The 8811-nt window shown below is 64.9% G+C and carries 7 protein-coding genes; 5 read left to right on the plus strand and 2 right to left on the minus strand.

What is annotated here, in order from left to right; translation table 11 throughout:
• Nucleotides 1-20 precede the first annotated feature (20 nt).
• On the minus strand, nt 21-977 hold the full coding sequence (locus tag AC1DCF_RS14130; RefSeq protein ID WP_477211558.1) for a GlxA family transcriptional regulator: 957 nt from the start codon (nt 975-977) through the stop codon (nt 21-23).
• A gap of 149 nt (nt 978-1126) precedes the next feature.
• Here AC1DCF_RS14130 and galE point away from each other — a divergent pair, with 149 nt between their 5' ends.
• The 4 genes from galE (at nt 1127) to AC1DCF_RS14150 (ending at nt 7230) form a co-directional block, all read left to right on the plus strand.
• Entirely contained in the window at nt 1127-2107 is a 981-nt protein-coding gene (gene galE / locus AC1DCF_RS14135) for a UDP-glucose 4-epimerase GalE (RefSeq protein WP_477211559.1), read from the plus strand.
• Between the two features lie 143 nt (nt 2108-2250).
• On the plus strand, nt 2251-2571 hold the full coding sequence (locus AC1DCF_RS14140) for a WhiB family transcriptional regulator (protein WP_441791836.1): 321 nt from the start codon (nt 2251-2253) through the stop codon (nt 2569-2571).
• Between the two features lie 113 nt (nt 2572-2684).
• Nucleotides 2685-5783, plus strand: a complete 3099-nt coding sequence (locus AC1DCF_RS14145) for a glycosyltransferase (RefSeq protein WP_477211560.1) — start codon at nt 2685-2687, stop codon at nt 5781-5783.
• Entirely contained in the window at nt 5773-7230 is a 1458-nt protein-coding gene (locus tag AC1DCF_RS14150; protein ID WP_477211561.1) for a DUF5719 family protein, read from the plus strand. The genes AC1DCF_RS14145 and AC1DCF_RS14150 overlap by 11 nt, the downstream gene beginning before the upstream one ends.
• A gap of 71 nt (nt 7231-7301) precedes the next feature.
• On the opposite strand, the gene AC1DCF_RS14155 is transcribed toward AC1DCF_RS14150, so the two are convergent.
• Nucleotides 7302-7766, minus strand: coding sequence for a metallopeptidase family protein (locus AC1DCF_RS14155; RefSeq protein WP_477211562.1), 465 nt, complete (start codon nt 7764-7766; stop codon nt 7302-7304).
• A gap of 45 nt (nt 7767-7811) precedes the next feature.
• Between AC1DCF_RS14155 and AC1DCF_RS14160 the strand changes: the two genes are divergently transcribed.
• A complete protein-coding gene (locus AC1DCF_RS14160; RefSeq protein WP_441791840.1) occupies nt 7812-8045 on the plus strand; it encodes a DUF3499 family protein in 234 nt (77 codons plus the stop codon).
• The last annotated feature ends 766 nt before the right edge of the window (nt 8046-8811 follow it).

Here is an 8811-nt window from a genome sequence, read left to right on the forward strand (position 1 = left end):
CGTTGCGTAATGCCGGCCGCTCAGCCGACCTGTCGCGCCCCGAACGTGCGCCGATACGCCGTCGGGGTGGTCTGCAGCACCTTCAGAAAATGGTGCCGCATGACCGACGCGGTTCCGAAACCGGTGTCCGAGGCAATCGTCTCAAGACTCCAATCGGTTTCTTCGAGCGATTGCTGTGCGCGCAAAAGCCGCTGCCGGTTCAGCCATGCTGTTGGCGTGGTGCCGAGCTCCGCGCGAAAACGGCGGGCAAAGGTGCGCGGCGACATCAAGTTCTTGCGCGCAAGCTGATCGACCGTCAGTTCCTGATCGAGGTGCGCCAGCATCCACTCGGTAACCGCGGCGAACGAGTCGCTCGGGCAATCCGTGGCCGGCGGCTGTACATACTGTGACTGGCCGCCGTCGCGTTGCGGCGGCACCACCATGCGCCGGGCAATGTTGTTCGCGGCGGCGGCACCGAGCTCCTTGCGCACAATGTGCAGTGCGGCGTCGATGCCCGCGGCGGTTCCGGCGCCGGTGACGACGTTGGAATCCTCGACGAAAAGCACGTCGGGATCGACGCTGGTCAGCGGAAACGCTCGAGCGAGGTCGTCCGTGTACATCCAGTGGGTGGTGCTGCGGCGTCCATCGAGGATGCCCGCGGCGCCGAGCACGAACGCTCCGCTGCAGACGCTGAGCACCCAGGCGCCGCGCGCTTCGGCCTCACGAATCACGCGGAGAATCTCCGGATGGATGGCGACCCCGGCCTGGTAAGCCGGAATCGCGATGAGATCGGCATCGGCAGCGGCAGACAGGTCTTCGTGCACGATGATGTCGAACCCGAGCTTGGTGCGGATCGCACCCGGTTCCGCCGCCGTGACGTGAAAGTCGAAGGACGGACCGTTGCTGTCGCTTCTGTCGATCCCGAACACCTCACAGATCACACCGAACTCGAACGGCGCCATCCCCGGCAACGCGATGCAGACAATCTTCTGAAGCATGAGACCTCCTTCTGGCAGAATAACCCAGTTCCGCGCTTTTCTGCCAGCCCGGATGCCGCGCGGCAGCGGGTGGGACGACGCGCATTCTGCTCCCGGTATTCTGGAGCAGGCCGGGGCACACCGCATCCGCCTGAACACGGGAGTTGCACATGGCGTGGCTTGTTACCGGTGGAGCCGGATATATCGGTTCGCATGTTGTACGCGCGTTCCTCAACGAGGGAATCGACGTCGTCGTCTTCGACGATCTCTCGAGTGGTCACGCCAATTTCGTGCCGGATGGCGTGCCGTTCGTGCAGGGGACCCTCCTCGACGCCGAGCTCCTTCGGCGCACGTTCGCTGAGGCGGCAGGCACCATCACCGGAGTCGTGCACGTTGCCGGATTCAAATACGCCGGTGTCTCGGTGCAGCGACCGTTGCACACCTATGAGCAGAACGTCACCACGACCCAGATCTTGCTCGCCGCCATGGCAGAGGCCAACGTCTCGAACATCGTCTTCTCGTCGAGTGCCGCCGTCTACGGAACGCCGTCGACCGACCTCGTGACCGAGGCCACCCCGAAGAACCCCGAGTCGCCCTACGGTGAAACGAAGCTCATCGGTGAGTGGCTGCTGCGCGACCAGGGCATTGCGGCCGGCCTCACCCACACGAGCCTGCGCTACTTCAATGTCGTCGGCTCCGGAGAGATCGCCCTGCGCGACACCAGCCCGCACAACCTCTTCCCGCTCATCTTCGACGCACTCGTCGATGGCCGCACGCCGCGCATCAACGGCACCGACTACGCAACCGCCGACGGCACCTGCGTGCGCGACTACATCCACGTGTCGGATCTTGCGGTGTCGCACGTTGCTGCGGCACGACGCATGGATGCCGGCGAGCCGATCAACGCCGTCTACAACCTCGGCAGCGGCGACGGAGTCTCTGTCGGCGAGATCATGTCGACCGTGGCGGCAGTGACCGGCATCGATTTCACGCCGGAGATCGCGCCTCGACGCGCGGGCGACCCCGACCGGATTGTGGCCTCGGGTGAACTCGCCGCGCGGGACCTCCGCTGGGCCATGCGCCACTCCCTCGAAGACATGGTGCAGAGCGCTTGGGAAGCGCGGCAGGCGGCTGTTGTTCGCCCGTTGTGAACGATCTGAAATTCTGGGCGCGTCGAAACTCTCCATCGAATATTGAGGGTTTACTATCTGCGACTTGACGAATGGGGAACTACACCGGTGTAATTAGGTGAAACGCTCAATTCGTGGGCGTGGAACGATGGGTGGGAGACGGTATGGCAATACCTGAGAATCGTTCTGGGGTTCCGGACGACTGGTTCGTCGATCCCATTCGACTGGGCGTGCCGGGGGTACGTTCCACAGTCGGCGATGACAATCCGTTGGCCTGGCAGGCCGACTCGCTGTGTGCCCAGACAGACCCTGAGGCTTTCTTCCCTGAAAAGGGTGGGTCAACCCGAGACGCCAAGAAGATTTGCGCGTCGTGCGAGGTGAAGTCCGAGTGCCTGGAGTACGCCCTGGGCAACGACGAACGCTTCGGAATCTGGGGCGGCCTGTCGGAGCGCGAGCGTCGCAAATTGAGAAAGCGCGCGAGCTGAGCCGCGCTGCGTCTCACATCCGCTTCATCTGACACCGGTGCTGACGACTGATTTCGGGCGCGCCGACACAGCCGACGTGGCTGGGCAAGATCCCAACCTAGGCTGATTTCGATATGCAACCCCGAGTCACCGTCATCCTTGTTGTCCGCAATGGTCAAAAGCACCTTGAGCGAACTCTCGAGGCCCTGACCAAACAGACGCGTCAGCCCGACGCCATCCTGACCGTTGACTGCGGGTCGACGGATGCGACGGGCGAACTTCTCGCCGTCTTCGCTCCGACCCAGATCATCGTCGCCGATGCGGACCTCTCTTTCGGCGAGGCCATCAATGTCGCATTGCGGGTGGCGTCGCCGCCCGCCGACGAGAACAATGTGCTGTGGTTCCTCGCGCAAGACAGCGCTCCGGAGCCGGGCGCCTTGGCTGCCCTGCTGCAGGAACTCGAGATTGCCCCCTCCGTGGCGGTGGCCGGTCCGAAGGTGATGGAGTGGGTCGCCAGCGACTACATCCACGATTTCGGCGAATCGATCACTCCGTACGGCGCGTCGGTCTCCCTGGTCGAAAGCGAGCTGGACCAGGGCCAGCACGACGGCATGAGCGATGTGCTCGCCGTCGGTGCCGGCGGGATGCTCGTGCGCCAGTCCGTCTGGGACGAACTCGGCGGATTCGACCCCGGGCTGCCGAGCGTCGACGACTCCCTCGACTTCTGCATCCGTGTTCGCCTGGCCGGTTATCGCGTGTCGGTTGTCGCCGATGCGCGCGTGGCTACCGCCGGCGACGGCGTGGCCGGCCCGAATGGGTCGTCGCGCGGCAAGCCCCGCCGTCATCGGATGCGCGCCGAACGGGCCGCGCAGCTGCATCGCCGACTCGTCTACGCTCCCGCGTGGGCGCTGCTGTTTCACTGGCTCAGCCTGGTTCCGTTGGCGCTCATCCGTTCGATCGGCCAACTCCTCCGCAAGGAGCCCGGCGCGATCATCGGGGAATTCTCCGCCGCCTTCGCTGCAGCGTTCCGGCTGGTTCGAGTGGCCAACGCGCGCCGCAACCTCGCCAAGACCCGCACGCTGGGCTGGTCTTCAATTGCCTCACTCCGGGTGCCCACTGCCGTCGTGCGGCGTCGACACATGCTGAAACGCGAGGCAAATCTCACAGGCCTCCGCGGCGAACGACACGAACTCGACTTCTTCTCCCGCGGGGGAGCGTGGGTGGTACTGGCCGCGGCGTGCGTCGGTCTGGGTGTCCTCGCCCCGCTCCTCGGCGCACAAACCTTGACCGGCGGCGGGCTGCTCCCACTGTCCGACACCGTCACCGAGCTGTGGCAGAGCGCCGCCTACGGCTGGCGTCAGATCGGCCTCGGATTCGTCGGCGCCGCAGACCCCTTCACTGCGGTATTGGCCGTGCTCGGAACACTCACCTTCTGGGCGCCGTCGTTCGCACTCGTGCTGCTCTACTTCCTCACTTTCCCACTTGCCGCTTTCGGCGCCTGGGCTGCAGCATCCCGATTGACGGCGCGCAGCGGATTGCGTGCTGTTGCCGCCCTGCTCTGGGTCTTCGCCCCGCCGTTCCTCACCGCACTGGCCGAGGGGCGCCCGGCCGCCATCCTGGTGCACCTGCTTCTCCCGTGGCTCTTCTACGCCGGATTCGCTGCGGCACGATCCTGGTCTGCTTCAGCCTCGACCGCATTGCTCTTTGCCGCGATCGTCGCCTGCGCGCCGTCGCTTGCTCCGGCGCTGTTGATCGGATGGCTGATCTGCGTCGTGCTCAGCGGCCGACGGATCATGCGATTCATCGGCATCCCGTTGCCGGCCCTCGCACTTGCCGCCCCCTTGATCTGGGACCAGGCCCTGCGCGGCAATTGGTTGGCGCTTCTCGCCGACCCGGGTGTGCCGCTTCCGTCAGCGACCGTGCAATCCTGGCAGCTCCTGCTCGGCTTCCCCTCTGGTGACTTCGGCGGTTGGACTCCGTGGTTGACGTCGCTCGCATTCCCCGGTGTGAACGCCGAGCTCCTGATCCCCATCCTTATTGCGCCGCTCTGCGCGCTGGCACTTTTCGCGCTCTTCCTGCGCGGGTCGCGCGGGGCAAGTTTCGCGCTTCTGACCGCTGTCATCGGCCTCGCAACCGCCGTGGCCGGCAGCCATATCGCCCTGGCCGCGTCGGGCGATGCAGCCGTGTCGATCTGGACCGGATCAGGGCTCAGCCTCTACTGGATGGGTCTGGTCGGGGCCGGCATCTTCGCGCTGCGCGGCCTCGGCCGGTTTGCCGTGGCGCCCGCCATCGTGGTGTCGCTCCTGATTGTGATCGTCGCCGCGCCATTGGCCGCCGCGGTGCCCCTCGGCACCAGCGTCGTCGCGAAGGGGATCGGCCGCACGCAGCCCGCGTTCGTCGCGGCAGAAGCCGGCATCACCCCGCAGGTGGGCACCCTCGAACTTTCGGCTCAGAGCGATGGCGGAATTCTGGGCACCCTCGTCAGAGGCTCCGGAGCCACCCTCAACAATCAGTCGACGCTGGCGAGCACCGACACCAGCTTCAACAAGCGCGATGTCGAATTCGCGACTCTGGTCGGAAACCTGGTCTCACGCAGTGGCCTGGACAGCGCAGAGCAGCTTCACGACCTCGGCATCCGTTTCGTCCTGCTGCGTCCGGCCGAAACGGCTGACCCGCAGGCTAATGGCAACTCGCCGGTCACCCCCGAAGCCGCAGAGACTGAGTTGCGCGCGATCACGTCGCTTGACGGGAACGCCGCCGTGGTGCCGGTCGGCGAAACATCGTTCGGGCACCTGTGGCAAACCTCCGAAGATCCGGATGCCCTCGGCACTGTCGCAATTCCCGCGAACCCTGGCGGAGTGCTGAGCCAGATCGCCTTCCTCATCGCCGTGATCGTGATCGGTGCGACGGTTCTGCTCTCGATTCCCACCGGCGCCGGCCGGGAGGCGGTGCGTGAAGCGAACCGCGATGCGATTCGTCGCCAGGCGAAAGATGCGGCACGAGAAACGAAACGGCGAAAGCGCGAGTCGGCTGCCAACAGCGCGAAGACTGGCCCCGTGCCCGAACTCGGCACGGAGACGGTTGTCTCCGATGGGGTTTCGACCGACTCGGGTGACCTCGTGTCGGCAACGGCCCTTGCACCAACCGCGGTTGCCGTCGACCAGGCGGAGCCCGGCTCACCGAGTGCCCAAAGCCACGACGTGACGACGAGGGAGGCAGACGATGTCCGCTAAGCGCAGCGTGGCAGTTCGTAGTGCCCAGACCCTGGGCGGAATTCTGGGCATCGGGGCACTTGCACTCGGAGTATCTGCGGCAGTTCTTCTCGACTGGCCGAGCCTCGCCGTGACTCCCGGTTCAGTGGTGGTCACCCCGCAGCCGAGCGAGCAGATGCGGGTCTGTCCCGGTCCGCTTCTTGCCCTGGCCGAAGACTCGAGCCTGGCCCAGTCCGTCTCCTCAGTCGGCGCCGCTTCGACCGTCGCGGCAGCGACAGATCCCACGAGCGGCGTGTCAACACTTCAACCCGAAGTTTCTGCTCTGGCCGCACCCGACAACACACTGGGCGACCAGGGCGTCGCGCCCCAACTCATCCGCGTTCCTGTTGAAGCGGGCACGAGCGTTGCCCCGCTCGTGGCCGGTAGCCAATCGCAGACCGTGGGCACCGAGACGCTGGCCGGCTTTGCCGCCGCATCGTGCGCCGAAGCAACGAGTGACACCTGGCTCGTCGGCGGCTCGACCGACATCGGGCGCACCACCCTGATTCTGCTCTCGAACCCGACGACGGTCGTTGCGACGGTGGGGCTCCGGGTCTTTGGCGAGACGGGCCTCATCGATGCCCCGGGCTCGACCGGGATCCTGGTTCAGCCGGGCTCGCAGCGGGTGGTCTCACTCGCCGGCCTCGCCCCGAATCTCAAGTCCCCGGTCGTTCACGTGCAATCGCAGGGCGGCCAGGTCGTCGCGTCGATGGAGCAGAGTCTCATCAGCGGCATTGTGCCGGAGGGCGTCGACCTGATCGGCGCGACGCGGGGTCCCTCGCTGCAGCACACGATCGCCGGAGTAACGGTGACGTCGCCGCCCGTTGCGAACCCGACCGCTGAGGTCGACGAGCTTCAGGATGGTGCGGCGAGCGTGCGGATGCTGGTCACCGGCACCGAACCGGCAACAGTGCACGTCGGCGCGGTCAGCGAGAACGGCGCAAACCCCGGCATCTCGATTCAGGTTCAGATTCCGGCCGGCGTCGCGACCGAGGTTCCGCTAGCCGGCTTGCTTCCCGGCGGCTATGCCGTCACCATCGAATCCGATCAGCCCCTGGTCGCCGCGGCAAACGCATCGACATCGGATGTCACGGGCAAGGACTTCGCTTGGTTTGCCTCGTCTGAACCGCTGAGCGGAGAGTTTCTCGTCACGGCGGCGCCCGGTCCCGCGCCCGCACTGCATCTCGTCAATACCGCACCCGGCAACGCAGTGGTGTCAGTACAGGGGGAGACCGGCGCTCCGACGTCGGTGACCGTGGCGGCCGGCGCGACGGTTGCGGTCCCGATCGCTGAATCGGTGACCTACCTCGTCAACGCGAGTGCCCCAGTCGTCGCCGCTGTCGGCTATTCCGGTCCTGCGAAACTTGCATCGTTCACTGTGCGGCCGGCCGGACCGCTGGCGTCACCGATTGCCGTCTACCTGCGCTGAGTTTCAGGAGCGTCGAAAGCCCAGGAGCGTCGAAAGCCCAGGAGCGTCGAAAGCCCAGGAGCGTTGAAAGCTCAGGAGTGTCGAAAGCGCTCGGGCGCGAGATCCCACGGGTCTTTGCCGAGTAGCTCGGCGATCGCCCGGAAGACACAGCTCTCGATGATCATGCGCTGGTGAAACTCGTCGTTGCGGTGCAGCCGGGACAGGCGCTGAATCGGCAGCCGGTAGAAAACAATCCGTCGAGCACTGGCGTCGACGGCCCACCGTTCGACGCCGGCTCCGGTAGCGATACCGGTCGGGGCCACTGACGGCCCGGGCGCGACTTCAAACCGCACGTCGCCCAGATCATCGGGCCAGACTCCGCGCAGGTAGTCGACCGTCGTCGCGATTGTCATGTCGAACAGGCTGATGCGCGTGCGCAACGGCGGAAGATAAGGTCCGGTCACCGAGCTGCGCACGCCGCGGCCGTGGCGATCCCGAGCGCGTCCACGCGGTGTCGGCTCGGCGAACGGCGAGGCGGAACGGTCTGACCTGGACATGGTGCAATCCTACGTGCGGCGCGTGTGCAGGTACTCTAAATGTCGATGTCTCACAGACCGTGCTCCCGAATCAGCTGCCCCGAACCTGCGGTGGCCACTCTCACTTTCGTGTACGCCGATTCCACGGCCGTGCTCGGACCGCTCTCTGTGACGCAGGAACCGCACGGCTACGACCTCTGCCGACGCCATGCGGAGCGAACCTCTGCGCCGAAAGGCTGGCAGGTCATTCGCCATCGCTTTCTCGGCACCGAGATGGATGCGCGCACCAGCGACAGCTGACAACCCGCTCGAACCGGATCTCTCGACTCTCAGTGTCGAGCCGGCAGAGAGAGGTCACAGGATCACCCCAGCGCTTCGCGTCCGGGGCCCCGCGCAACCACTGGTGATTCGACCTGGTCAGCGCGCTCCTAATTCGGTTGTCGAGGGAGTCCGGCCGTGCTCGCGCAGTGCGGCCCAAGAGGGGAGTGCCGATTGATGCCCCTAAGACGGGGACAACTAGCGCTCTCGCCCGGAAAGACGGGGCAGTCCATGCTCCAGCGAAACCGACGCGCCCGGGCGGGCAGCCGTTTTGACGAGTGCTGAAACCGACCGTAATGTATATCTACGTACCCCACAGGTACGGAAAGCCGCAGAGCTTACCGGCCTCAAGCGGGACCATCATCCAAAGCTGATAATCACTCGTTTTCCTCTTGTAGGACTCGGGTTCATCGCTTAGGATGGAAAGTCCACTCACAGAGCTGATTGTTAGTTCGAGATGCGTGATTGGGCGTGTGCAAAAGCACCGCTCAAACCCGCTAGAAACTCGATTTGACAGCCTGGGATTGAGTGGCTAACTTAGAGAAGTTGCCTCGGAGCGACAGTCACATTGCTAGTCATAGCGTGGCCTGAAACCGAGAGCGTCCGATCCTTGAGAACTCAACAGCGTGCACAATGTCAAATGCCAAAAACCTCGTACCGGTTCTGCCGGTAGGAGATTCCTTTGGAAAACATTTATAACAACAAAGCAAGTCAGTAATGATTTGTTCTGTCAGTTTCAAACTTGTGT

The sequence above is a fragment of the Leifsonia sp. 10L418 genome (assembly GCF_056395445.1).